We start from the raw sequence: 25,290 nt of genomic DNA on the forward strand, positions 1-25,290 counted from the left end.
GGGTTACAGCTTGCCTTCCGCCATCAGCAATTTTCGCTCATGGGTAAGGCCCTTCAACAGACCCCAGGTCATGATCAACAGTATGACCGTGAACGGCAGTCCAGCGGATATGGCTGTGGCCTGAATGGCACCCAGGGCGTCAGCACCGCCGCCGAAGATCAGGGCGGCCGCGATAGCGCCCTCCATGACTACCCAGAACACACGCTGTGCAGTCGGTGCGTCCGTCTTGCCACCGGCGGTGATGCTATCGATCACCAGCGAGCCGGAATCCGAAGATGTCACGAAGAACACCAGCACCAGCACAATGCCAATAAACGAAATGATACCGGTCAGCGGCAGGCCCTCGAACATCTGGAACATGGCCAGCGGCACGTCCGTCAGGCCGTTCGCTGCCAGCTCACCGACATTCTGCTGAATCTGCTCCAGAGCGGTACCACCGAAAGCACTCATCCACACCACGGTGATCAGAGTCGGGATGACCAGTACCGCAGTGACAAATTCACGAACCGTGCGACCCTTGGACACCCGCGCGATGAACATGCCTACGAACGGTGACCAGGAGATCCACCACGCCCAGTAGAACACAGTCCAGCCGTGGAACCAGGTTTCGTCCTCACGACCGAACGGATTGCTCAGGGGAACTATGTTGGCCACGTAGGTGGAGGAAGTCACCCACAAGGTCTCGATGATCGCCATGGTCGGGCCGGCGAAAATAACGAAAAAGAGCAGAATACCGGCCAGCGCCATGTTGAAGTTACTGAGAATCTTCACGCCGCCGTCCAGGCCGCGGAGCACCGACATCAGCGCGACCGCAGTCACACCGGTAATGATGGCCATCTGGGTGTTGATGCCGGACGAAATGCCAAACAGGTAATCAAGACCGGAAGCCGCCTGTTGGGCACCGAACCCGAGCGAGGTCGCCAGACCGAAAATGGTGGCAACCACAGCCAGCACATCAATGATGTGGCCCGGCCAGCCCCAGACCCGGTCCCTCAGCAGCGGGAAAAAGGCGGAGCGGATAGTGAGCGGCATACCTTTGTTGTAAGCGAAAAACGCCAGTGACAGAGCCACAATGGCGTAGATCGCCCAGGGGTGGAAGCCCCAGTGATACATGGTACCGCCCATGGCCATGTCCAGCGCCTCAGGGGTATTCGCCTCAGTATTGAATGGCGTTCCATACCATCCGGTGTAGTAGGCAACCGGCTCAGCTACGGCCCAGAACATAAGGCCGATGCCCATGCCCGCGGCAAACAGCATAGCGAACCAGGACATTGTCGAGAATTCAGGCTTGGCGTCCATACCCCCGATCCGAATCTTGCCCACCGGCATGAAGATCAAAGCGAAGCACACCACCACAAACACGTTGGCGCTCAGCAGGAAAAACCAGTCAAACGATTCGATGATGCTGAGCTTGGTGCCATCAAGCAGGTCTTTCGACTCGCCGGGGAAAACCAGCGTTCCGATAACGAACAGAACCACCAGTATCGCCGTTATCGGGAATACCGGTGCATGAAGGTCGAGGCCGAAAGGATTTATATTATCCTGGCCTGCGACGTAATCCGTCTGGTACTCGTCTTTTACAACGTCGCCCACGTTTGGAGCCTCCTGTGCGGATGGATTACTGAAAATTAAGGTTCAATGGTCGTGAAAAAGCAAGTCTAATGTTTTGAGCTCAAAACATCAAAGACGTGATTTTGACACGGTCGACCCAGTCGGAGCGGGAGTCTGAACGACAGTGCAAGCCGTAGTTCGTTACACTGAGCGGAGATAGTCAACGGATAACAGAGGAAATCATGGAGAAAACCACCACGTTCCCGGTCAGATATAGCGCGTTTGCGCTGAGCATAGCAGGACTGTTCATCACCCTTCCCCTGGCGGTTTATCTTCAGGGGTGGTACCTGCTGCCGCTGATATTTGGGGGTTTGACGGCCTTGGGCCTGTGGGACGTCACACAGCGCAAACGCACGGTAAGCCGCAATTATCCGATTCTTGCTAACGTTCGCTATTTCCTTGAATCCATTGGACCGGAAATCCGCCAGTACTTCATTCAGTCCGACACGGAGGAGCGACCGTTTTCCCGGGAACAGCGAACCATCGTGTACCAAAGGGCCAAAGACGTACTCGACAAGCGCCCTTTCGGCTCTCAACTCGGAATGTACGACGAGGGCTATGAGTGGATGAACCACTCTCTGAGCCCGACCCGGTTACCCAACAACGACTTCCGCATCGTGATCGGCAAGCAGTGTGCCCAACCCTACAGCGCGAGCGTTTTCAACATTTCGGCCATGAGCTTTGGCTCACTCTCCGCCAACGCGATCCTCAGTCTGAACGCCGGCGCGCGCAAAGGGAATTTCTACCACGACACCGGTGAAGGCTCGATATCCCGCTACCATCGCCAACCCGGTGGCGACCTGGTCTGGGAGATCGGTTCCGGGTACTTCGGGTGCCGGCACCCGGACGGCAGTTTCAACGAGGACATGTTCGTTGCCAACGCCACCCTCGATCAGGTGAAAATGATAGAGCTCAAACTATCCCAGGGCGCAAAACCCGGCCACGGCGGCATTTTGCCCGGCGCAAAGGTTACACCAGAGATTGCCGAAGCCCGGGGCGTTGCCGAGGGAGAGGATGTGGTTTCTCCGGCCAGTCATTCCGCATTCAGCACCCCCGTGGAGATGCTGGAATTCATCGAGCGCTTACGGCAGCTCTCCGGCGGCAAGCCCGTTGGCTTCAAGCTCGCCATCGGTCACCCATGGGAATGGTTTGCCATCGTCAAAGCCATGCTCAAGACCGGGCTGAAGCCCGACTTTATTGTGGTGGATGGCGGTGAAGGCGGAACCGGTGCGGCACCCCTGGAATTCATTAACCGGCTCGGCATGCCGATGAAAGAGGCCTTACTGCTGGTTCACAACACACTGGTGGGCACCCACCTCCGGGACGACATTGCCATTGGCGCTGCCGGCAAGATCACCTCGGCATTCAATATCGCCCGCACACTGGCTCTGGGGGCCGACTGGTGCAACTCTGCCCGGGGCTATATGTTTGCGCTGGGCTGCATCCAGGCCCTGAACTGCCACACGGGGCGCTGCCCGAGCGGCGTGGCCACACAGGACCCCAGACGCGGCAACAAACTGGACGTGCCGGACAAGAGCGAACGGGTATTCAACTTCCACAAGAACACACTGGACGCCCTGCAGAACCTGCTGGAAGCCTCCGGACTGCGTCACCCCTCCGAACTGGGCCCTGAGCACATTATTCAGCGTACCTCGAAAACAGAAGTGCAGTCTTATATGGACTTGCTGCCCTTCCTCGCGCCGGGCGCCCTTCTGGAGGGAAAAACCGGGCTTCTGGTCTTCGACAAGTACTGGCGGGACGCTGACCCACACACCTTCGGGGCGCCGGAATTCGTCCTGCAATTGCGCGACACCAAGTTGCGCTAAAATTTGAACCAAAATGGCAAAACGCTGTTTATTTTTGATTTGGGCTGGTGTAGACTTCGCTCCCGCTAAGCCACTGAGATAACTCCCATCTTTGGTTGTTTAACAGTCTGGATTAGCGTTTCGGGGCGTGGCGCAGCTTGGTAGCGCACTTGCATGGGGTGCAAGGGGTCGTAGGTTCAAATCCTACCGTCCCGACCAAAATCCCTGAATAAAGCCCGGTACCGCAAGGTTCCGGGCTTTATTCGTCTTCAGACATAAAAAAACCGAAGGCTCACCTTCGGTTTTTTTATGTGCTCTTCGTCATCAGCGCAATGGCGCGTTCAGCACGTCCAGTACGTCCTCCAGTTCAGTGATCATCTGACGGATCAGCTGCTTGTACTGGGACGTATCATCCTTAACCTCGTGGCTGCTCAGCTTCTGCTTCGCGCCGCCGATGGTGTAGCCCTGGTCGTACAACAGGCTGCGAATCTGACGGATGGTAATGACGTCTGCCCGCTGATAATAACGCCTGTTACCCCGGCGCTTGACCGGCGACAGTTGCGGAAACTCCTGCTCCCAGTATCTCAGGACGTGCGCTTTTACCGCGCACAGCTCAGCGACTTCACCGATGGTGAAATAGCGCTTGCCCGGAATGGTGGGCAGCTCGTTGTTATGACTCGGTTCCAGCATACGTCTCTACTTTCTGTTTTAGTTTTTGACCTGGTCGGAACGTCACTACGCGTCGCGCACTAATAGGAATCTCTTCACCAGTTTTCGGGTTACGTCCCGGCCGCTGTTTCTTGTCGCGCAGGTCAAAATTACCGAATCCGGACAACTTCACTTGTTCGTTATGGCTGAGTGCGCCTCTGATTTCGTCGAAAAAAGCTTCCACCATTTCCTTTGCTTCGCGCTTGTTCAGGCCCAGTTCGTCGTACAAGCGCTCGGCCATTTCCGCTTTCGTCAAAGCCGCCATCTGCTTAACTCCTTAATGTTGCTCCCAGCTCCGCCTTCAGCGCGTCGATAACACCGTTGAAGAGCGAGTGCACTTCTTCTTCATTGAGCGTGCGTTCGGGATGCTGCCAGAACAGGCTGAGGGCAAGGCTCCGATTACCTTCACCCAGGCTTTCACCTTCATAAACATCAAACGCGCGCAAGGCCGTCAGGCGCTCACCGGCGTGCTGTTTCGCCACACGCTCAACATCCGCAAACGCCACATCGCTCCCGATAATAATAGCCAAATCTCGCCGAACTTCCGGAAATTTTGAAATTTCTTTGAAATTAGGCACATATCCCGAAACGATCGACTCCAAGAATAGCTCAAACATCAGGATCGTGCCATTAAGTTCAAGATTTTTCTGAACTTGTGGGTGCAACGTGCCAAACCAGCCGACGTGTTCGCCATCCCGGACCAGTTCCGCCGTTTGCCCCGGATGCAATGCCGGATGCTGGCTGGCGCTAAACTCGACCTGGATCCCCAGCAGGCGGAACAGGCTTTCCAACTCCCCTTTTACATCGAAGAAATCGGCGTTTCTGCGACCGTTTGCCCAGTTTTCAGGCAATTGACCGCCGACCACGACACCCGCCAGCATGGGCTGCTGATCAATACCAGCGCCGTTTTTCACAAATCTCAAGCCGGTTTCGAACAGCCGAATACGCGGTTGCTGGCGGTTCTGGTTGTGGGAGACCGTTTTCAGCAGTCCGCTCCACAGGCTCGTGCGCATCACTGACAGATCCGATGAAATCGGGTTCGCCAGCGCGATCCCTTCACGATCCGGATCGATAAGCTGCTGAACCCTGGGATCCACGAAGCTGTAAGTGATCGCTTCCTGGTAACCGCAGGCCACGAAATAGTTCTGGATCGCAGAAACCGGGCGCACGGCTTCTTCCTGCACGCGCAGGCCGAGAGCACCCACAGGCTCGGTGACCGGCAGATTGTTGTAACCGAAAATACGCCCGACTTCCTCGATGAGATCCTCCTCAATGGAAAGGTCCGGACGGAACGAGGGCACACTGACGCGCCAACCGTCTTTCAGCAGCTTGTCGATGTGAAGACCCAACCGGGTGAGAATCTCTTCGACGGTGGTGCGGTCGATGGCGAGACCGAGAACGTCCGCCAGGCGCCCCTCCCGGAGGTCGATCACTCTGGCATCCGGCAGGTGCGTGTCACTGATGACTTCCACGACGTCACCCGGCTCACCACCGACGATGCTTATCAACAACGACGTGCATCGCTCCATAGCGTCTCGCGCTAGCTGATAGTCAACACCCCGCTCGAAGCGGTGGGAGGCATCGGTGTGCAAACCGTAGTGACGGGCCTTGCCAGCAAGAGTAATGGGGTCAAAGTAGGCGGATTCGAGGACCAGATCCCGGGTGCCCGCATTAACACCGGAGTTCTCACCCCCCATCACACCCGCGATGGCCACAGGTTTTTCATGGTCGGCAATAACCAGTGTATCTGCTGTCAGCGCCACTTCCTGACCGTCGAGCAGAACCAGCTTCTCGCCCTGCTCCGCCATCCGGACCACGATGCCGCCGCTGATTCGATCACGATCGAACGCGTGCATGGGCTGGCCCAGTTCGAGCATAACGTAGTTGGTCACGTCCACGGCGGCATCAATGGAACGGATACCGGAACGACGCAGCTTCTCCTGCATCCACAGCGGCGATTCCGCCTCAAGGTTCACGTTGCGCAGAACTCGGCCTAGGTAACGGGGGCAGCCAGCGGGCGCCTTGACGGAGATGTTAGGCACTTCCGAGTGCACCGCTTCTACCGGCGCAATCTCGGGCATGTCCACAACCAGGCTGTTCAGCACCCCCACTTCCCGGGCAATACCCCGGATCGACAGGCAATCAGCGCGGTTTGGGGTGAGATCCACGTCAATGGTGACGTCATCAAGCTTCAGGTATTCGCTGAGTGACTTGCCCACCGGCGCATCCGCCGGCAACTCCATCAGGCCCTCGTGGTCCTCTGACAGCTGCAGCTCGGCGGCAGAACACAGCATGCCCTCGGAAGGCTGGCCACGGAGCTTCGCCTTCTTGATTCTGAAGTCGCCCGGCAGCGTCGCGCCCACCTCGGCAAACGGTACCTTGAGTCCGCTTCTCACGTTCGGCGCACCACAAACCACCTGTACGGTGTCGGTGCCGTTGCTCACCTGGCATACACGGAGTTTGTCAGCATCCGGGTGAGGCTCTACCCCAACGACTTCACCGACCACCACGCCCTGGAACTGGCCTGCCACCGGCTCGAAACCGTCCACCTCCAGACCTGCCATAGTGATCTGGTCCATCAATGCCTGGGTATTGAGATTCGGGTTTACCCACTCGCGCAGCCACTGCTCACTGAATTTCATGGTATTTGCCTTGTCCTGATGCGGTTTTGCCGGATAGATCGGTTGCCGTGAAAAGCGGTTTAACGGAACTGGCGCAAAAAGCGCAGATCGTTCTCGAAAAACATGCGCAAATCGTTAACGCCGTAGCGCAGCATGGCCAGGCGCTCCACCCCCAGACCAAAGGCAAAGCCACGGTATTCCTCGGCATCTATTCCGCAATGTTCGAATACTTTCGGGTGCACCATGCCGCAGCCCATCACTTCCAGCCACTTGATGCTGCCGTCGGCCTCCCGACCCCACTCGATGTCCACTTCCGCGGAAGGTTCGGTGAACGGGAAATATGAGGGACGGAAACGGACTTTCAGATCGCGCTCGAAAAACACCCGCAAGAACTCCTCAACGGTGCTTTTCAGGTCGGCAAAGCTGACATCCCGCTCAACCAGCAAGCCCTCCACCTGGTGAAACATGGGGGTATGGGTCATATCCGAGTCACACCGATACACCCGCCCCGGGCAGATCATGCGAAACGGGGGCTTGCCCGCTTCCATGGTGCGGATCTGTACCGGTGAGGTGTGGGTACGAAGCAGGGTGCCGGGATTAAAATAGAAGGTGTCGTGCATGGCGCGGGCCGGATGGTGGCCGGGAATATTGAGGGCTTCGAAGTTGTGGTAATCGTCCTCGATCTCCGGGCCCTGTTCCACGGTATAGCCCGCGCGGGCGAAGAACTGTTCAATACGCTGAAGGGTGCGGGTGACGGGGTGCAGGCCGCCCAGGTCCTGACCGCGGCCCGGCAACGTTACATCAATGGATTCACCGGCCAGCTTCTGCTCGATCGCAATACGCTCCAGATCGGAACGGCGGGCATTGATGGCTTGCTCAACCTGACCCTTGGCCTCGTTGATTTTCTGGCCGGCAGCAGGGCGTTCTTCCGCGGAAAGCTTGCCCAGGGTTTTCGCCTGCTGGGTAATAACACCCTTCTTGCCAAGGTATTCAACTCGAATATGATCAAGTGCCTGCAAGCTGTCGGCGCCTTCTACCGCAGCCAACCCGTCCTGAACCAGTTGCTCCAGGTTTTCCATTGACCCTGCTCCAAACCAGAAATGGGAGTACGAAAACAAATCTCTGTAAACAAAAATAGGGGAAGAGCGCGCCCTTCCCCTATTAGAGGACGTCTCCATGACCACATGGGGACGCCCGGATCGATCAGTAATCGATGAAAGAGCTTAAGCGATCACAGGGACGCTTTGGCCTTCTCAACTACGGCAGCAAAAGTCTGCTGCTCGTTCATGGCCAGATCGGCCAGAACTTTACGGTCGATCTCAACGTTAGCCTTCTTCAGACCAGCGATCAGACGGCTGTAGGACAGGCCGTTGGCGCGGGCACCCGCGTTGATACGGGCAATCCACAGGGCGCGGAATGCGCGCTTGCGGTTACGACGGTCGCGGTATGCGTACTGACCGGCTTTGATAACCGCCTGCTTGGCTACACGATAGACGCGGCTACGCGCTCCGTAATAACCCTTGGCCTGATTGAGAATCTTCTTGTGACGACGACGTGCTACCACGCCACGTTTTACACGAGCCATACTTTAATCCTTCTACCTTTAAACCTTTTCAGGAATGGTTAGCGGCTGAATCAGCACGCCGTCATACGCTTGATGGAAGCCACGTCAGACTTGGCAATCAGCTTGGTACCGCGGAGCTGACGCTTACGCTTGGGGCTCTTCTTGGTCAAGATATGACTGGTGAAGGACTGCTTGTGCTTGAAGCCAGTGGCGGTTTTCTTGAACCGCTTGGTGGCTCCGCTTTTGGTTTTCATCTTAGGCATTTTTTAAAACTCCGCATTCTATTTTTAAATAAAACAAAATGTGCCCCTGAACGACAAATCCCCCGCAGTCGCGGGGGATCATCACCCGATCAGGTTCACTTCTTTTTGCGGGGAGCCACAATCATGGTCATCTGCCGGCCTTCCATTTTCGGCCGCATCTCAACCGTTGCAATCTCTTCGATGTCCGTTTCAATCCGACCCATGAGCTTCATACCGATTTCCTGGTGTGCCATCTCACGGCCACGGAAACGAATCGTGATCTTGCCGCGGTCCCCGTTTTCAAGGAAACGTACCAGGTTGCGTAGTTTGACCTGATAATCCCCCTCTTCAGTTCCTGGACGGAACTTAAGCTCTTTGACCTGCGTCTGCTTCTGCTTTTTCTTGGCAGCCGCTTTGGCCTTCTTGTCTTCGAAGACCTTCTTGCCGTAGTCCATTATCTTACAGACGATCGGATCGGAATCCGTAACCTGCACCAAATCTAGAGTGGCTTCTTCAGCCAGCCTTATCGCCTCTTCGATCGAAACAACCCCAACCTGATTGCCTTCGGCATCGATCAGACGGACTTCAGTTGCATCGATATTCTCATTGATTGGTGCCTTTGGTGTACGACCCCGATTCGCTCGCTGTTTAATAATTAACTCTCCGTTTTGGTTCTGCCCTTGCGTTGAATGTCATCAGCCAGCAGCTGTTCAAACGCTTCAAGCGACATAGTTCCCAGATCTTCACCTTTGCGGGTTCTCACCGCAACGGCGTTGTTCTCGATTTCCTTGTCTCCGACAACAATCAAAAAAGGAACTTTATTAATAGTGTGCTCGCGGATTTTAAAGCCGATCTTCTCGTTTCTCAAGTCAGCATTAACCCTATAGCCCAAAGAATCCCACTTTTTCGCCAGATTCTGACAATAATCACGCTGATTATCGGTGATATTGAGGACCGCAACCTGGGTTGGTGCCAACCAGGTGGGGAATGCGCCTTCGTATTCTTCAATCAGAATACCGATGAAACGCTCGAACGACCCGAGCACCGCGCGGTGCAGCATGACCGGCGTCTTGCGCTCGGAATTGTCTGCCACATACTGGGCGCCAAGGCGGCCCGGCATTGAAAAGTCCACCTGAATGGTACCGCATTGCCACACCCGGCCGATACAGTCTTTCAGGGAGAATTCGATTTTCGGACCGTAGAATGCGCCCTCCCCCGGCAACAATTCCCAATCCACACCCTCGCGGTTGAGCGCTTCTTCCAGAGCAGCCTCTGCCTTGTCCCAGACTTCGTCGGAGCCAACGCGCTTTTCCGGCCGAGTCGACAGCTTGTACAGGATTTCAGTGAAGCCGAAATCCTTATAGATTTCGTGGAGCATCTCGATAAACGCCGAGACTTCCTGCTGGATCGCGTCTTCCTCACAGAAAATGTGCGCGTCGTCCTGAGTAAACCCACGCACCCGCATCAGGCCATGCAAGGCGCCGGACGCCTCATTTCGGTGACAGGAGCCGAACTCCGCCAAGCGCAGAGGCAGTTCCTTGTAGCTCTTCAGGCCCTGGTTAAACACCTGCACGTGGCAGGGGCAGTTCATCGGTTTGATTGCGTAGTCGTGCTTTTCGGACTCAGTGGTAAACATGTCGTCCTTGAACTTGTCCCAGTGCCCGGACTTTTCCCACAGCGCCCGGGAGACCACCTGGGGTGTACGAATCTCCTGGTACCCGTGGTCATGCTGCTTGCGACGCATGTACTGTTCAATTTCCTGGTACAGCGACCAGCCGTCCGGATGCCAGAACACCATGCCGGGGGCTTCTTCCTGCATGTGGAAAAGGTTGAGCTTCTTGCCGATCTTGCGATGATCCCGCTTTTCCGCTTCTTCGAGTCGGTGGAGGTAGGCTTTGAGGTCTTTCTTGTTGCCCCAGGCAGTGCCATACACCCGCTGAAGCTGCTCGTTGCCGGTGTCGCCCCGCCAGTAGGCGCCGGCTACCTTGGTCAGCTTGAAGGCTTTCAGCTTGCCGGTACTGGGCACGTGCGGGCCGCGGCACAAATCAATGAAATCACCCTGACGGTAAAAAGACAGATCCTCATTTCCGGGGATGTCCTCGATGATGCGCACTTTGTATTCCTCGCCCATATCATCGAACAGCTTCACCGCCTCTTCCCGGGACATGACCGAACGGGAAACCGGGATATCCTGCTTTGCCAGCTCTTCCATGCGCTTTTCGATGCGCTGGAGGTCTTCATTGGTAAACGGGCGGTCGAACTTGAAGTCGTAATAGAAGCCGTTATCGATAACCGGGCCGATGGTGACCTGGGCCGCCGGGAACAGCTCTTTCACCGCCATGGCCAGAAGGTGAGCGGTGGAATGACGGACAATGTCCACTCCCTCTTCATCGCGCTCAGTGATGATGGCCAGTTCAACGTCGTCTTCGATCGGGTAGCTGGTGTCCACCAGCTTACCGTTAACCCTGCCAGCAAGGGCGGCTTTGGCCAGCCCAGCACCAATATCGGCAGCTACGTCGTGAACAGTAACAGATTCGGCAAAACTGCGGTGACTGCCGTCCGGCAGGGTAATAACAGGCATGATGTGCTCCTAACGCGCAAAGGTCTCAGCGGTGATCCGTACCAAAGATCACATGGTGGCGACACAACGTGACACAAACCAAGGGTCGCATTCGCTGCGGAGTTTACCAGAAAAAAACCCGGCGGGTTAACGCCGGGTTTTCCGAGACAGCCGGATTGATCAGGCCGTTGCCACCTGCGCGTCTTCCCGGCTTTTGCGGCGCAGTTGACCGAAGGCGAGCAGCCCCAGGAGCATCAGGGCCGGTATGAACATCAGTTCCTTCGGCGGTCGATCGAGTTTTACCTGAACCGCGTCAATGGTCCACCCGAAGCCAATCCCGGCATCTTCGGCCTGGCTGCCGAACTCGACAAATTCCACGGCCATACGCTCACCGTCAGGCCGCAACTCGATGCCGGCCGCCATCAGACGCTCTTCCGGTGCATCGCCCGCGGGAATCTCGAGTTTGAGGTAGGTGGTGACATCGCTGCCGTCCAGCGACATTCCCGACGCTTTCAAGACGATGTTGTCGTCAGCGGGCACGGTCTCCACATACTCCATGATTTCTGCACCGGGACGCTCGTCCGTCGGCGGGTACACCATGTCCCACCAGAATCCCGGCCGGAACATTGTGAACGTAATCAGCACTAGCAACAGGCTTTCCCACTTGTAGCTCTTGGTAAACCAATAGCCCTGTGTCGCGGCCGAAAACACCAGCATCGCGGTAACGGCACCGAAAATGGTGACGAGCAAATCGAACCACCCGGTCAGCCCAATCAGCAACAACTGGGTGTTGAAGATGAACATAAACGGCAGAATGGCGGTACGGATGTCATAGGTAAAGCCCTGAATACCCGTTCGTATGGGGTCTGCGCCAGAAATTGCAGCCGCGGCGTAGGCCGCCAGCCCCACGGGCGGCGTATCATCCGCCAGGATACCGAAGTAAAACACAAACAGATGCACGGCAATGAGTGGCACCAGCAAGCCGTTCTGGGCGCCCAGCGTGACGATGACCGGAGCCATAAGAGTCGACACCACGATGTAGTTGGCCGTGGTTGGCAGCCCCATGCCGAGTATCAGACTGATGACAGCGGTGAAAATCAGCATCAGCAACAGATTGCCCCCGGACAGGAACTCCACGAACTCTGTCATCACAAGACCAATACCCGTGAGCGTGACCGTACCGACCACGATGCCCGCAGTCGCCGTAGCAACGCCAATACCCACCATATTACGAGCACCGGTGGCCAGCGAATGCACCAGATCGACGAAGCCGGTCTTGCTGTTATCGAACAACGCGCCCTGCTTTCGGAAGAATGCCAGTAACGGCCGCTGGGTAATCACGATAAAGATCATGAACAGCGTGGCCCAGAACGCCGATAACTGGGGCGAGAAACGCTCGACAGTCAGGCACCAGATCAACACCACCACCGGCAGCAGGTAATAAAGACCGGTTTTAACCGTCGGTCCCATCTCCGGGAGTTCGCCCATCGCTGCGTCCGGGTCATCGATTTCCAGTTCAGGGAAACGCGTGGCGTAGGCAACCAGGGCGACATACACCAGCAGCAGAACGGGCCCAAGGACCCAGATCGCAGCGTCGCCAAGCCAGGCCTTCGTCCAGCCGACGCCGTAGTATACCGCCAGGGTCAGTACGCTGAGCCCGATCAAAAGCACGACCCAATTGAGCATGCGCTGCGCCAGCGTCGGTCGATTCAGACGTTCCATGCCCTGCATGTTCAGCTTGCAGGCTTCGAGATGGACGATATAGATCAGCGCCACATAGGAGATCAGTGCCGGCAGAATCGCGTGCTTGATCACTTCCAGATAAGAAATACCCACATACTCCACCATCAGGAAGGCGGCGGCCCCCATGATCGGTGGTGTCAGCTGGCCGTTGGTGGAGGCAGCCACCTCCACGGCACCCGCTTTGGTCGCGGGGAAGCCCACACGCTTCATCAGCGGAATGGTGAACGTACCGGTGGTAACCACGTTGGCAATCGAGGAGCCGGAAATCACGCCGCTCAGGCCACTGGACACCACGGCCGCCTTGGCCGGCCCGCCACGCATGTGCCCGAGCCCCGCATACGCAACCTTGATGAAATAGTTGCCGGCGCCCGCGCGCTCGAGCAAAGCGCCGAACAGCACAAACAGGAATACAAAACTGGTGGAGACGCCCAGCGCTACCCCGAACACCCCTTCGGTGCCGAGCCACTGGTGCGACGCAAGCTTGTTGAGACTCACGCCCTTGTGCGCAATTACATCGGGCATGTAAGGGCCGGCAAGTGAATAGGTAATGAACACGCCGGCGACAATGGTCAGCGGAAGCCCCAGAGAACGGCGCGTCGCCTCCAGCAACAGCACCAGACCAATCATGGCAACCCACAGGTCCATGGTGGTTGGCAGGCCAGGGCGGGACGACAAGGCTTCGTAAAATACGTAAAGGTAGGATGCGCAGAAGGCCGCAACCAGAGCCAGAATCCAGTCATAGAACGGAACATCGTTAACATTCCGCCCCTTGATCATCGGGTACGCCGAGAACGCCAGGAACACCGCGAACGCCAGGTGTATCGACCGCGCTTCGGTGGAATTGAACAATCCAAAATTGAAGATATATGGCAGTGGTGACGCTATCCAGAGTTGGAACAACGACCAGACCAGGGGAACCATAAAAAGAACAATCGCGGCATTACCACTGGCGGCCCTGCCTCCGGTCTCGGTCTGCAGAATCTGCTCTACTTTGCCGCCATCTACACCAGCCCCGTTAGCCGGGTCGCTTGTTGCCATAAAAAGATTCCTGCTACATGAAAGATTAATCGCCCCAGAGACAACACAGCGGGCACGTGGCCCGCTGTGTTGAGGCGCAGACAGATCAGTCGATCAGGCCGGCTTCCTTGTAGTACTTCACAGCACCCGGATGCAGCGGTGCACTGTTGGCATCGGTCACCATCTCACTTTTGTCGAGATTACCGAAGGCCGGGTGCAGGCGTTTGAAGCTGTCGAAGTTCTCGAAAACAGCTTTCACAACGGCATACACCACGTCGTCCGGTACATCAGTGGAAGATACGAACGTTGCAGCCACACCAAACGTTGTCACATCGTCATCGCTGCCACGGTACATACCGCCGGGAATAACGGCTTTGCGGTAGTAGGGATTGTCATCGATCAGCTTTTTGGTTGCTGCGTTATCGACGTTGACCAGCACACTGTCACAGGAGGTCGTGGCTTCCTTGATTGCACCGGAGGGGTGGCCCACGGTGTAAAAGAAAGCATCGATATTGCCATCGCACAGCGCCTGGGACTGTTCCGCAGCCTTGATCTCAGCCGCCAGGGAGAACTTGCTCTCATCCCAGCCCATTTCCTTCATCAACACTTCGGCGGTGGCGCGCTGACCGGAGCCCGGGTTACCGATAGACACACGTTTACCTTCCAGGTCCTCAAAGGTCTTGATGCCGGAGCCCTTGCTGGCTACCACGGTGAACGGTTCCGGGTGCAGAGAAAACACTGAGCGCAGCTTTTCGTCCTTGCCGGCGCTCTCGAACTCGCTGGAGCCGTTGTAAGCATGGAACTGCCAGTCGGACTGGGCGACAGCCAGGTCCAGCTCTCCTTCGCGTATGGCGTTCAGGTTGTAAACGGAGCCACCGGTACTCTCAACGGAACAACGAATACCGTGCTCCTTACGGTCCATGTTGACCAGACGACAAATCGCGCCACCAGCCGGGTAGTAAACACCGGTCACACCACCGGTGCCGATGGTGACAAAGCGCTGCTCCTGAGCGGTAACCGCTGATGAAGCCGCGCCCAGGCTGACTGCCGCAGCAAGCGCGAGAACGGAACTCTTGATTTTTAGCGTCATGGGATCTTCCTTTTTTCTCATCGTTATCATTTATTGCCCACGGTCGATCGCGGACAAACTACCGGTTCGAATTGAAACATAGACCACATCGGATGATAAATAAAGGATGCATTAGCTGCCTAACCGGTTGAGCAGGAACCAAAAAAGCCCGCAAAGCGGGCTTTTTTGGTGGTTCAGGCAACGCTTATTTCGATGCGCGCGCCTTCGCCAACATGCGATCCGGGCGCAGCAGGAAGCGCGCCAGGGCCGGTAGCAGCCAGATGGCTCCGATCATGTTCCACAGGAACATAAAGAACAACAGGAAGCCCATGTCTGCCTGGAACTTGATGGGTGAGAAGATCCAGGTCACCACACCAAGACCGAGAGTCACGCCGGTAAAGATGACCGCCTTACCGGTGGAACGCAGCGTCTCGAAGTAGGCATCCTGAAGCGTCTTGCCTTCCAGCAGGAACTTCTCCAACTTGCTGTAGATGTAGATGCCGTAGTCGACACCGATACCCACGCCCAGCGCAATTACCGGTAGCGTCGCCACCTTGATGCCGATACCGGACACCGCCATGATCGCCTCACAAAGAATGGAGGTCAGGCCCAGGGGCACCACGATACACAGCACCGCCCGGATCGAGCGGAATGTCAGGAAGCACAGGAAGCTCACCACGCTGTACACGAAGATCAGCATCATGTTCTTCGCGCTGGAGATGACTTCGTTCGTCGCCGCCTCAACACCCGCGTTACCGGCTGCCAGCTTGAAGGTGTGCTCCTCGTTGCTGTTGGCCTGGGCAAATTCCTCGACACGCTCAACGACGGTCTGCAGGGTTTCCGCCTTGTGGTCCTCGAGGAACACCAGCACCGGCGTCAGATCGCAGTTGGTGTTGATCAGCCCGGCCGGAGCTTCACGGATAGACGCGTTGATGATGGTCTGGTTGCGGGAAATTTCATACCACTTCCAGCTGCCCTCGTTGAGCGCCTTGGTCACAATCTTGGAAACATCTGCCAGCGATGCCGTCGACTGGACGCCCGGGGTGTTCTGCAATTCCCATTGCAGATTGTCCATGGCCCTCAGCACGTTGTACTGGGTGCACTGCTCTTCAGGCGTCTTGACCATAACGACCATGACATCGGCGCTGGTCGAGTAGTTATCGATGATGTAAGCGTTATCCAGATTGTAACGGGAGTCCGCCCTCAGCTCGGGTGCACCCTGATCCAGATCGCCTACCTTGAGGCCCTGCTTGTAATACAGGCCCAGCCCAAGGCCGATAACGGCAATCAGCAGGGAGATAGGTGCCACGCCCGGATGGGCGAAGTAAGACATGACACGCCACTTGCGATCCTGTTTCTCGCCGCGGTTCTGAACGTTACGGATACCACCCTTGGTGATCCCGATGTAGGACATGATCAGCGGGTGCAGAACCAGATTGGTGATGATCACGATGGCCACACCCAGGCCAGCTGCAACGGCGAGATCCTTGATCACGTCAATTTCGATGTACAGCAGCGTGAGGAAGCCGAAGGCATCGGAAATCAGAGCGAGCATACCCGGAATGTACAGCGCCCGGAACGCAAGCCTGGCGGCAGTGATCGGATCGAAACCCTTGGCCGCCTCGGACGCCATGGCGTTCACTATCTGAACGCCGTGACTGATACCGATGGCGAAGACCAGAAAGGGAACCAATACCGAATACGGATCCAGACCGTAGCCGAGCAGTTTGAGTATACCCAACTGCCAGAACACCGCGATGATCGAAGAGAACACCGGGACCAGCGTGCCGGCGATGCAGCGGGAATACCAGAACAGCAAGAGCGTGGTCAGCAGGATGGTGATACCGGCGAAGTAAGCAATGGAGCCGATACCTTCAATCAGGTCACCCACTTTCTTGGCAAACCCGACAATGTGAATTTCGATGTTGGGGTTGTCGGCGCCGTACTTCTGGCGGATTTTTTCCTCAAGCTGGCGGGAAAACTCGCCGTAATCCAGCGGCTCACCCGTGTCCGGATTGTTCTCGTACAGCGGTGCGTACACGATGGTCGAGCGGAAATTGTCCGAAATCAGGCGACCGACTTCGTTGGAGCGCAGCACGTTCTGGCGCAAAGCCTCCAGGCTTTCCCGGGAACCGTCATAGTTATCCGGAATGACGGTACCGCCCTGGAACCCCTGCTCTGTGACCTCTACCCAGCGGACGTTGGCGGTCCACAGCGATTTGAGCCCGGAACGATCAACGCCGCTAAGGTAGAAAACCTCGTCGGTGATCTGCTTCAGGGTTTCCATATACTCTTCGGTGAAAATGTCGCCTTCCTTGACCTCCACCGCAATTCGCACAAAGTTGCCCAGGTTCTCCAGGTCATTTCTGTGTTCGAGCATGTTCACAATGTATGGATGCTCAAGCGGAATCATCCGCTCAAAACTGGCATCCGGCTGAATCTTGATGGCATTATAGCCAAGAAACAGTGTCAGTATAAAAAACGCAATCAGGATGATGGCCCGATTGTTGAAGATCAGACGTTCCAGGAACGGCTCCGCCTTCGGTGTCGTCAGGTAATGTTCGCCCTTGTCGTGCTTCGGGTTCGACATTCAAAAGCCCCTCTATTATCCGTTCTGTTGTTGCCGCATCAGGGCGTTATTGAAGGTTCTTGCCACGGGCATCGGTGAATTTGACCCCACCTTCACCAACCAGGAGCAGGTCTGTCCCAGATGTCGGAACCACACCCATCACGCTTTCCCGATCATTGCGGAAATACGGGCGAAACGATTCGCCGCCGTTCGTACTCATCAGCACAACGCCACCGTTACCCACTAGCGTAATGCGCCCGTCTTCGGCCACAGAGCCACTCATCAATGTTGCGCCAGCCTCGTTGGTGATCATGTTCCAGGAGCGCCCCAGATCGGTAGAACGCATCATGTTGCCACGCAGTCCGAAGGCAAGAACCTCGTTCACCTGGCCGGTTCCGATGACACCGAACAGGGAGCCTGGATAAGGGCTCTCGCGACGCTCCCAGGTGTCCCCGCCATCTGTCGAGACATGAATCTGGCCAGCTTCGCCCACGATAACCAGGGCACCGCCGGTAATCTGCGTAATGCTGTTCAGGTGGAAGTTCTGATCGTTCTCGATCTCAGCCGACATGTCCTGCCAGCTCTCGCCACCGTCAGTGGTGCGCAGGATCATGCCGTAGGCACCGATCACAAATCCGTGGCTGTCGTCCTCGAACCAGACATCCAGAAACGGATTCACCGGACCAATATCCAGATCGGCTTCCATGTTTTCGACCGCAAAGAAGAGGTCGTCCAGCGCCCACTCAAGATCGCCCTTCTCTTCCTCAGGCGCCTCTTCGATCCGCTCTTCCATCTCGGCAATCTGTTGCTGCTTGCTTTCGATCGCAAGCTCGGCAGCCTCAATACCAGTGAGTTGCAGCTCCCAGGTTTTCCCCTGGTCGGAAGAGTGCAGCACCACACCACTGTGGCCGACGGCCCAGCCGTGCTCATCTGTGCCGAAGTCGATGCCAGTCATGGTGACTGATACGGGAACCTGCCCCTGCACCCAGGTCTGACCTTCATCATCGGAAAAAATGATGTGGCCCCGCTCTCCGGTGGCCACCAGCCGGTCACCGGCCCTGGTCACATCGTTGAGCAGTGATTCCGGTGCCAGCAGCGTCGGCCGGGATGGGGTTTCGATGATATCTGCAAGCGCAAACACCGAGGGGGCGGACAATGCCATGGATACTCCAAGACACGCCGCACCCAGAGTCTTGCACATCAACCTTGTAGCCATTCAGATTGCCTATATGTTGTTTTGGACAGTGTCTCTCTGGTGCCGGAAACCGGCCAGCTTCATAAACATGCCGGCAACCTTTCGGTTACCGGCAGATCGGTTCGCCACGCCCTTTGGGCGAGGACATTGTCCGCGGGGCAAGATTGCCTCAGCGAACACTCCGACGGCGCAGGGACGCCGGCGAGAAGTAGCGTTTGTTGGGGGTCTCGTCTGTAAAAACCCGGGTATTGGGCTCTTCGGTATCAAGACCCAAGACATGGTAACGACGTGCCTGCAGGTCATGGTACACATCCAGTACCGTCCAGACGCCCGGCAGTTCATAATAGTTCTTTGGCAGGCCCATGGTGACGCGCCATAGTTCGCCGCGACCGTCGTACTGATCGACCAGAACGATATTCCAGCTGTCTGCGTCGATGTAGAAACGACGCTTGCCGTAGATGTGACGTTCCCCGTCTTTGAGCGTCGCTTCCACAACGTGAACGCGATGCAGCTCCCAGCGGGTCAGGTCCGGGTTGACGTGGGAGATACCGAGAATCTCGGAATATGAAGTACCTTTTTCACCGATACGGTAGTTATTGTACGGAATGTACAGTTCCCGCATGCCCTCATAGTCCCAGTTGTAGCGGTCGAGAGCTCCGTTGAAAATATCGGTGTCATCTGCCGTACGCAGATTATCGGCGGCAGCAATCGGCGAATCGTAACCAAGGTTCGGCGCACGACGCACCCGACGCTGGCCGGCATTGTAGCCCCAGCCGTTACGGGGATTGATGATCTGGTTCAGGGTTTCGTGAATCAGGATGGCACCGCCGGCCAGACGGGGCGGCGACTGGGTGAACGACAGATAATAGAATATGACGTTGTCCAGATCCTTTTCGCTGCCTTCCGGATTGTAGAAGTTGAAAAAAGCTTCCTGCTGAGAGGTTACCAGCGAATAATCGCCGTCGGTCTGAACAGCGACCTCACTGGACCGACGGGTCACGTTCACGCCGCGCCAGCGGGTGAGATGATTCCAGATAGCCTGCCACGCCTTTTCTTCATTTCCGCCGTGCAGGATCGGGAACGGGTAGCCACCGAAGGCCCCGTCAAGGCCCTCACCACGGCCTACGATCTCGGCGTTGACCGCGTTTTCACGGGTATTCCCCGCAACCCAGTCCGGCACCGCGTGCGTGCGACGGCTTTTATAAACCGGGATGTTGAACGTTGTGGGATAGGTGTCAATCAACGCTCTCACGCCGTCAGTCAGGAATTCGCTGTACTGATCCACGTTGGCAGCATTGATGGTAAACAGAACTTCGTCTTCGGGGAACGGATTGATGTGGTGTTGGCCGCTGCCGTCGTAACCGGACGGCGGCGTCGTCAGGCCACCGTCCCACGCCGGAATCGTCCCGGCGTCGTTGCCCGCCTTGACAGAGCCGAAGGGGGTCAGATCCTGCCCCAGCCGCGAAGCTTCGGCGGAGGAGACTGCGGCCATGGCGGGAGACGAGGCCACTGAAAATGCAAACAGACTGCCCAAAATGAAGTTCTTGTTATATCTCATTTTAAAACCTTAATTCCGTCTGGAGGCCCTTCGAAGGACCTTTTTATTGTCGTTTCATGGTTTACCGACTATTTCACAGAGTAGACGATTGGCCAATATTGTCTATCGACCGAAAGTGCGATTTTGTATCCGGGTTGCTCCCTCAGCCCGCCAGACTCTTGTGAACCACCTCATAGACGTCACGTGAGAGGCCGGTTTTGTCGCGGATCAGCTCCAGCGCTGTTTTCATCTGGTCGCCGTGAACCGGTGCGAATTTCCTCCAGCGAGTCAGTGGAGAAACCAGACGAGCGGCGATCTGCGGGTTGCTGTCATCAAGACGCGTCACCTGTTCCGCCAGGAACCGATAGCCGGAACCGTCAGCGGCATGGAACGACGCGAGGTTCTGGCCGGCAAACACGCCAATCACCGAGCGAACCTTATTGGGGTTTTTCCAGTCAAACGCGTCGTGAGTCATCAGCTGACGAATCTGCTCGAGGTTGCCGGTAGCTGGATTCGAGGCCTGCACTGAGAACCACTGCTCCACCACCTGCGGATCCTCTGAATAGCGCTGATAGAACTGTTCCAGGGCCTGCTCACGCTCACTGACAAAGCCTGAATTCACCAGCGCGCGCAGCGCACCGAGCCGGTCGGTCATATTATCTGCTTCACCGAACTGCCGGATGGCCAGGTCCCGCCCCTCTTTGTCGTCAATATGAAGCAGCCACGCCAACGCGGTATTGCGAAGGCTGCGCCCGGCAACCTCTTGCGGAGACAGACCGTAGTCGCCTTTAGCGCCGTGCCGCTGATAACAGTTGAGCAAATCCGGCCGCAGTGCGCCAGCCAAATGGCCGAGCACGCGCTCCCGCGCCTGGTGAATGGCCTGCACGTCCGGACTGTTTGCCAGTTCGATCAGATAGGCCTCTGACGGCAGCTGCATCATCTTGGCTACCAACGCCTGATCCAGAGATTCATCCGACAGCAGCTGGCGATAAGCGGCTGCCAGCCTGGGCTCTATCTCCGCATCGGCGGGAGCCCCAACCAATGACTGGATTACGTCAACCGCCAGCCGCTGACCGGCATCCCAGCGATTGAACCCGTCCGTATCGTGGCTCATCAGGAACAGCAATTGCTCCCGGGTCCAGGGGTAGACAACCCGCACCGGTGCGGAAAACTGTCGCAGCAACGAGGGCACCGGGCGCTCTGAAACGCCGGTGAATTCGAACGTGTGGCTGGCTTCTGTCAGATCCAGCACCCGTTCCGCCGGAGCCTCACCGCCCTCACCGGCCAGATTCAGCGCCATGTCCCCGCCCTGGCTGTCGAGCAGTCCGAGGGCAAAAGGTATGTGCTGGGGCTTCTTGCCTTTCTGCCCCGGAGTGTCGGGAATGTTCTGCGTAATGGTCAGGCTGTAGGTACCGCCCTCGTCGTCGTAATGGTCACTGACGTCAAGTACGGGTGTGCCGGCCTGTTCATACCACAATCGGAACTGGGAGAGATCACGCCCACTGGCGTCCTCCATCGCTGTCACAAAATCGTCGGTGGTGACGGCCTGGCCGTCATGCCGGTCAAAATACAGATCACTGCCCTTACGGAACAGGTCCGGCCCCAACAGGGTGTGGATCATGCGCACCACTTCCGCGCCTTTCTCATAGATCGTCAGCGTGTAGAAGTTGGAAATCTCCATATAGGAGGCGGGGCGCACCGGATGCGCCATGGGACCGCCATCCTCGGCGAACTGAGCCGTTCTGAGCAGCGTAACATCCTCGATGCGCTTGACGGTGGGCGACCCCATGTCGGAGGAGAACTGGGAATCCCGGAATACAGTGAAACCTTCTTTCAGACTGAGCTGGAACCAGTCGCGACAGGTCACCCGATTGCCGGACCAGTTGTGGAAGTACTCATGAGCGACGATTGCCTCGATGCGCTGGAACGCCAGATCGGTTGCAGTGTCCTGGCTGGCCAGCACGCAGGAGGAGTTGAAAATATTCAGCCCCTTATTCTCCATCGCCCCCATATTGAAGTCATCCACGGCAACGATCATGAAAATGTCCAGATCGTACTCACGTCCATAGACCTGCTCATCCCAACGCATGGAGCGCTTCAGGGAATCCATCGCGTAGTCGCATTTCTCGGCGTTGCGGGGTTCTACGTACATGCGCAGGTCAATAGCCCGATCCGATACGGTGGTGAAAGTGTCGCGTTTTTCCACCAGATTGCCGGCCACCAGGGCGAACAGATAGCAGGGTTTCGGGAACGGATCTTCCCAGGTCACATAATGACGACCGTCGGCCAGATCCCCCTGCTCGGTGTCATTGCCGTTCGAGAGCAAAATCGGATAGGCGGTCTTGTCGGCCTCAATCCGCGTGCGGAAGCGGGCCATCACATCGGGCCGGTCCGGAAAATAGGTAATGCAACGAAATCCCTCGGCCTCACACTGGGTGCAGAACATACCGGACGACTTGTACAGCCCCTCAAGACGGGTGTTGTTCTGGGGCTCGATCCAGGTCACCACCGCCAGCTCGAACGCCTCCGGGACGCCTGCCACCACCAACCGATCACCGAGATCCTCGTATTGCCCGGCGCTCAGGGGGGTGCCGTTGAGGGCCACGGATTCCAGCCTCAAGCTGTCACCATCCAGCTCAAGCGCGCCCGAGCGGTCACCCGAGTCCGGGTTACGTCGCAGGGACAACACGCTGTGCACGCGGGCACCGTCCTCGAACAGCTCGAAGCGGAGGTCGACGTGGTCCACCAGAAAGGCCGGCACGCGATAGTCGTTCAGATAAATGGTCTGTGGCTGGCTGGTACGCATTCGCTGTCTCCAGAAATTCGTTGCGGGCGGCACGGATACACGATGCTCTCGCCCGATCGGTAGTGACGGGGGTCAGGACTTGGGAAATACCCGGAAGCGCACGTCGTAGCCGGTGTACTTGCGGATATTGATCACACCGGTATCGAGCATCAGGTACTGCCCCTTGATCCCCTCAAGAACGCCTTCTGCCGACGGCGCCTTGTCGAGATTATGGGTTTTGATCTTCTGCGGCCAGACCTCAACCGGGTAACTGAGACCCAGTGCCGGCTCGTCTGTTGTCCGCAAGGCATCCTCGCCGTGGGCCGCTCTCAACTGCGCCAGATCATCGACAATCAGCGCCAGCAGACGTTCACGCTCTGCGGCCAGGTCCAGATCGGCGACGTCGCCTTTGAGCATAGCGCGCCAGTTGGTGCGGTCTGCCACATGCTGTTTGCAGGCGACCTCAACAAATCCCGCCAGTTGCCGCGTGGCGACCCTCAGCATCGGAATGGCATCCACCGCGCCCTGGTCGATCCATCGGGTGGGCACCTGGGAGCCGCGGGTAATCCCGACTTTCAATCCTGACGAGTTTGCCAGATAGACCACATGTTCCACCATACAATGGGTCTCGCCCCATTCGGGCTCACGACAGGTGCCCTCATGGTAGTGGCACTTCTCCGGACTCATGATACAGGTGTCGCAAGCCGCCAGTTTCCGGAAGCAGGGATAGCAGTAGCCCTGACTGAAACTCTTCTTAGTCTTGCGGTCACAGTGGATACAGCGAATGACACCGTCATAATCGATCTGCACCGGGTGGCCAATCAACTCGTTGAGCGGAACCCGGGTATCTCCAACGCGGACCACGTAATCCACCGGTTTACCCGCCTCTGCAGGCATTTTCCGCAACCGGCCACTGACATCCACCAGTGGGCTCAAGATTTGACCTCAACGAACTGTGACGGATCCACCGCGGCCTGACTCGAGCTCTGTTTCACCGACGGGTCACAGGCCGTTCCGGCTTTGCGGCCGCGGTCCAGGTAGCCGGTGCGCTCAGTTTCGGGAATGTTGTGGAGGTTCTCGTAATAAATCACCGCCTCCAGACTGATCTCCCGCTGCTCGGGGGTCAGCTTGCGGCCGTCGGGCCACTTGCCGAGCTCGAGTGAACGCCGCAGGTTGGCGTAAACCGTCGGGTCCAGCCGTTCGATCAGTTCTTCATAGGTCATCTTGGCCTCCTGTGGGCGTGCCCAGAAAAATTATATGCAACCGGTTGACAGATATAAATGATAACCATTATCATTATTGCACCAAATGACGAAGGTCGTATTCATTTGGTCTCTCTCATCAGGAGCTTTAAGCTCTTTTCATGCCTCGCCTTTTGGCGGGGCTTTTTTTTGCCGTCGTTATCGTGCGGGGCGGCGTACAGGCATCGTGACCGCCAGTGCCAGCCCGGCAATAAACCCGCCCAGGTGAGCCTCATTGGCCATGCGACCCAACCCGAGCATTTCCGGCAACGGTGTAAATCCGATCACCATCCAAACCACGGCGAACGTCACCAGCGCGGGCGGAAACTGGAATCGTGGCAGCCGGCGCTGGCTGAGCCAGCAATACCCGAGAATGCCGTAGACCACGCCCGACAGGCCGCCAAACAGCGGCCCGGACACGAAATACTGCAAGCCGTTAGAGACCAGGCTGGCAAACACAACCAACACCAGCAGCCGAGCCTTGCCATCAAACCATTCAACCTGGCTGCCGAGGAACCAGAGCATCACCGAATTGAAAATGATGTGGGTCCAGCTGAAATGCAGAAAATCCGGCGAAATCAGGCGCCAGACCTGGCCTGCGGTCAGCGTTTCTCTGAGCGCCTCTACCCTTGCTGACAGGGTGTTCCAGGCAAAGTTCTGGGGATCCACCATCATCAGCACAGTGGACAGCTGACTGCGCCCCATATCCGTGACCCAGGCCACTGTCGCGGCGATCACGATCATCGCCAGCACCAGCGGTGCATGGCGGGGTGACGGCTGCCATCGGCCAGCCACAAAAACCGGAGACTGGCTGGTCGCGTTGACCGCTTGCTGCACCTCTGGCTCGGAGAGGAAGCGATCCAGCGCCTCCAGCACCGGGTCGGTATGATCAGGGTTTTCCAGCCAGAGCACCTGGAACCCGCCCTCTTCGGTAATGCGGTGGCCTACCCCCTGCTCCCGCAACCACTGACTGAAACCCGCCAGGTCCAGGCTGGCATCCAACTGTTTGACACGATACACCGG

General features: G+C 57.1%; 19 protein-coding genes and 1 tRNA gene. 2 read left to right on the forward strand and 18 right to left on the reverse strand.

The window, feature by feature from the left end; all coding sequences use genetic code 11:
* Positions 1-3: 3 nt before the first annotated feature.
* Entirely contained in the window at positions 4-1,593 is a 1,590-nt protein-coding gene (locus R0125_RS13240; RefSeq protein ID WP_248184831.1) for a BCCT family transporter, read from the reverse strand.
* A gap of 200 nt (positions 1,594-1,793) precedes the next feature.
* Here R0125_RS13240 and R0125_RS13245 point away from each other — a divergent pair, with 200 nt between their 5' ends.
* Entirely contained in the window at positions 1,794-3,437 is a 1,644-nt protein-coding gene (locus tag R0125_RS13245) for an FMN-binding glutamate synthase family protein (protein ID WP_317238505.1), read from the forward strand.
* Positions 3,438-3,558: 121 nt separating this feature from the next.
* Positions 3,559-3,635: transfer RNA gene (locus R0125_RS13250), tRNA-Pro, on the forward strand.
* A 105-nt stretch (positions 3,636-3,740) separates the two neighbouring features.
* On the opposite strand, the gene R0125_RS13255 is transcribed toward R0125_RS13250, so the two are convergent.
* The 17 genes from R0125_RS13255 to R0125_RS13335 form a co-directional block, all read right to left on the reverse strand.
* Complete coding sequence (locus R0125_RS13255; RefSeq protein ID WP_248184829.1) at positions 3,741-4,106, reverse strand: MerR family transcriptional regulator; 366 nt, start codon at positions 4,104-4,106, stop codon at positions 3,741-3,743.
* Positions 4,087-4,389, reverse strand: a complete 303-nt coding sequence (ihfA, locus tag R0125_RS13260) for an integration host factor subunit alpha (protein WP_213476749.1) — start codon at positions 4,387-4,389, stop codon at positions 4,087-4,089. Before ihfA ends, R0125_RS13255 begins: the two co-directional genes overlap by 20 nt.
* A gap of 4 nt (positions 4,390-4,393) precedes the next feature.
* Positions 4,394-6,766, reverse strand: a complete 2,373-nt coding sequence (gene pheT, locus R0125_RS13265; protein WP_317238506.1) for a phenylalanine--tRNA ligase subunit beta — start codon at positions 6,764-6,766, stop codon at positions 4,394-4,396.
* Positions 6,767-6,825: 59 nt separating this feature from the next.
* Positions 6,826-7,824 (reverse strand): phenylalanine--tRNA ligase subunit alpha, encoded by a 999-nt coding sequence (gene pheS / locus R0125_RS13270; protein ID WP_317238507.1) that lies wholly within the window; start codon positions 7,822-7,824, stop codon positions 6,826-6,828.
* Positions 7,825-7,976: 152 nt separating this feature from the next.
* Positions 7,977-8,330: a 50S ribosomal protein L20 gene (rplT, locus tag R0125_RS13275; protein ID WP_248184826.1), complete on the reverse strand. Its 354-nt coding sequence runs from the start codon at positions 8,328-8,330 to the stop codon at positions 7,977-7,979.
* A gap of 50 nt (positions 8,331-8,380) precedes the next feature.
* Positions 8,381-8,572, reverse strand: a complete 192-nt coding sequence (rpmI, locus tag R0125_RS13280; RefSeq protein ID WP_007151842.1) for a 50S ribosomal protein L35 — start codon at positions 8,570-8,572, stop codon at positions 8,381-8,383.
* Positions 8,573-8,667: 95 nt separating this feature from the next.
* Positions 8,668-9,204 carry a translation initiation factor IF-3 gene (gene infC, locus R0125_RS13285; protein WP_248184877.1) on the reverse strand — a complete coding sequence of 179 codons (537 nt, stop codon included), beginning with the start codon at positions 9,202-9,204 and terminating at the stop codon, positions 8,668-8,670.
* 2 nt (positions 9,205-9,206) lie between these two features.
* Positions 9,207-11,132 (reverse strand): threonine--tRNA ligase, encoded by a 1,926-nt coding sequence (gene thrS, locus R0125_RS13290; RefSeq protein ID WP_317238508.1) that lies wholly within the window; start codon positions 11,130-11,132, stop codon positions 9,207-9,209.
* A gap of 159 nt (positions 11,133-11,291) precedes the next feature.
* On the reverse strand, positions 11,292-13,892 hold the full coding sequence (locus tag R0125_RS13295) for a TRAP transporter permease (protein WP_248184824.1): 2,601 nt from the start codon (positions 13,890-13,892) through the stop codon (positions 11,292-11,294).
* 85 nt (positions 13,893-13,977) lie between these two features.
* On the reverse strand, positions 13,978-14,961 hold the full coding sequence (locus R0125_RS13300; RefSeq protein WP_248184823.1) for a TAXI family TRAP transporter solute-binding subunit: 984 nt from the start codon (positions 14,959-14,961) through the stop codon (positions 13,978-13,980).
* Between the two features lie 184 nt (positions 14,962-15,145).
* The gene (locus R0125_RS13305; RefSeq protein ID WP_248184822.1) at positions 15,146-17,530 is read right to left on the reverse strand and encodes an efflux RND transporter permease subunit; all 2,385 of its coding nucleotides are present in this window, start codon (positions 17,528-17,530) and stop codon (positions 15,146-15,148) included.
* Between the two features lie 46 nt (positions 17,531-17,576).
* On the reverse strand, positions 17,577-18,671 hold the full coding sequence (locus R0125_RS13310) for a WD40/YVTN/BNR-like repeat-containing protein (protein WP_248184821.1): 1,095 nt from the start codon (positions 18,669-18,671) through the stop codon (positions 17,577-17,579).
* A gap of 202 nt (positions 18,672-18,873) precedes the next feature.
* Positions 18,874-20,262: a DUF1329 domain-containing protein gene (locus R0125_RS13315; protein ID WP_248184820.1), complete on the reverse strand. Its 1,389-nt coding sequence runs from the start codon at positions 20,260-20,262 to the stop codon at positions 18,874-18,876.
* Between the two features lie 142 nt (positions 20,263-20,404).
* Positions 20,405-23,047, reverse strand: a complete 2,643-nt coding sequence (gene pepN / locus R0125_RS13320) for an aminopeptidase N (protein WP_248184819.1) — start codon at positions 23,045-23,047, stop codon at positions 20,405-20,407.
* Positions 23,048-23,119: 72 nt separating this feature from the next.
* On the reverse strand, positions 23,120-23,962 hold the full coding sequence (locus tag R0125_RS13325) for a DUF2797 domain-containing protein (protein WP_317238509.1): 843 nt from the start codon (positions 23,960-23,962) through the stop codon (positions 23,120-23,122).
* The gene (locus R0125_RS13330) at positions 23,959-24,249 is read right to left on the reverse strand and encodes a YeaC family protein (RefSeq protein WP_248184817.1); all 291 of its coding nucleotides are present in this window, start codon (positions 24,247-24,249) and stop codon (positions 23,959-23,961) included. Before R0125_RS13330 ends, R0125_RS13325 begins: the two co-directional genes overlap by 4 nt.
* A gap of 177 nt (positions 24,250-24,426) precedes the next feature.
* Positions 24,427-25,287: a rhomboid family intramembrane serine protease gene (locus R0125_RS13335; RefSeq protein ID WP_317238510.1), complete on the reverse strand. Its 861-nt coding sequence runs from the start codon at positions 25,285-25,287 to the stop codon at positions 24,427-24,429.
* Between the last annotated feature and the right edge of the window lie 3 nt (positions 25,288-25,290).

The sequence above is a fragment of the Marinobacter sp. M-5 genome (genome assembly GCF_032911545.1).
In the GTDB taxonomy this organism is placed as follows: Bacteria; Pseudomonadota; Gammaproteobacteria; order Pseudomonadales; family Oleiphilaceae; genus Marinobacter; species Marinobacter goseongensis.

What these genes read in the sequence shown, in the direction of transcription:
- R0125_RS13245 (WP_317238505.1), top strand. Translation starts at nt 1,794, where the DNA reads ATGGAGAAAACCACCACGTTCCCGGTCAGATATAGCGCGTTTGCGCTG.
- R0125_RS13255 (WP_248184829.1), bottom strand. Translation starts at nt 4,106, where the DNA reads ATGCTGGAACCGAGTCATAACAACGAGCTGCCCACCATTCCGGGCAAG.
- ihfA (WP_213476749.1), bottom strand. Translation starts at nt 4,389, where the DNA reads ATGGCGGCTTTGACGAAAGCGGAAATGGCCGAGCGCTTGTACGACGAA.
- pheT (WP_317238506.1), bottom strand. Translation starts at nt 6,766, where the DNA reads ATGAAATTCAGTGAGCAGTGGCTGCGCGAGTGGGTAAACCCGAATCTC.
- pheS (WP_317238507.1), bottom strand. Translation starts at nt 7,824, where the DNA reads ATGGAAAACCTGGAGCAACTGGTTCAGGACGGGTTGGCTGCGGTAGAA.
- rplT (WP_248184826.1), bottom strand. Translation starts at nt 8,330, where the DNA reads ATGGCTCGTGTAAAACGTGGCGTGGTAGCACGTCGTCGTCACAAGAAG.
- rpmI (WP_007151842.1), bottom strand. Translation starts at nt 8,572, where the DNA reads ATGCCTAAGATGAAAACCAAAAGCGGAGCCACCAAGCGGTTCAAGAAA.
- thrS (WP_317238508.1), bottom strand. Translation starts at nt 11,132, where the DNA reads ATGCCTGTTATTACCCTGCCGGACGGCAGTCACCGCAGTTTTGCCGAA.
- R0125_RS13295 (WP_248184824.1), bottom strand. Translation starts at nt 13,892, where the DNA reads ATGGCAACAAGCGACCCGGCTAACGGGGCTGGTGTAGATGGCGGCAAA.
- R0125_RS13300 (WP_248184823.1), bottom strand. Translation starts at nt 14,961, where the DNA reads ATGACGCTAAAAATCAAGAGTTCCGTTCTCGCGCTTGCTGCGGCAGTC.
- R0125_RS13305 (WP_248184822.1), bottom strand. Translation starts at nt 17,530, where the DNA reads ATGTCGAACCCGAAGCACGACAAGGGCGAACATTACCTGACGACACCG.
- R0125_RS13310 (WP_248184821.1), bottom strand. Translation starts at nt 18,671, where the DNA reads ATGGCATTGTCCGCCCCCTCGGTGTTTGCGCTTGCAGATATCATCGAA.
- R0125_RS13315 (WP_248184820.1), bottom strand. Translation starts at nt 20,262, where the DNA reads ATGAGATATAACAAGAACTTCATTTTGGGCAGTCTGTTTGCATTTTCA.
- pepN (WP_248184819.1), bottom strand. Translation starts at nt 23,047, where the DNA reads ATGCGTACCAGCCAGCCACAGACCATTTATCTGAACGACTATCGCGTG.
- R0125_RS13330 (WP_248184817.1), bottom strand. Translation starts at nt 24,249, where the DNA reads ATGACCTATGAAGAACTGATCGAACGGCTGGACCCGACGGTTTACGCC.